The following is a 292-nucleotide window of genomic DNA, read 5'->3' as shown; positions in this document are numbered from 1 at the left end:
AACCGCTGGCGCGGCATTTCCCGCTGCGCAATCGCATCATCTCGGGCCTGTCGGCGGCGACGGTGGTGGTGGAAGGTGCCGCGCGGTCGGGCGCGCTCATTACCGCGCGGGACGCGCTGGATCAGGGGCGCGAGGTGCTGGCCGTGCCGGGCCACCCGTTCGACGCCCGTGCGGCGGGCTGCAACCTGCTGCTGCGGGACGGGGCGACGCTGGTGCGGGACGCCGCCGATGTGCTGGAAGCGCTGCAATCACTGGGGGCGGAGGCCACCCCGCCCCGGAAGGTCCTGCAAGG

Annotated in this window: 1 protein-coding gene; it reads left to right on the top strand. The window is 74.0% G+C overall.

The genetic code is table 11. The annotated features are described in order from the left end of the window. Positions 1–292 (top strand): DNA-processing protein DprA (locus A3764_RS22695; protein WP_201722503.1); only part of this gene is annotated, 292 nt, incomplete at both ends.

It is taken from the genome of Sulfitobacter sp. HI0129, from assembly GCF_001635395.1.
GTDB lineage: Bacteria > Pseudomonadota > Alphaproteobacteria > Rhodobacterales > Rhodobacteraceae > Sulfitobacter.
This window is presented reverse-complemented; position numbering and strand designations above follow the sequence as displayed.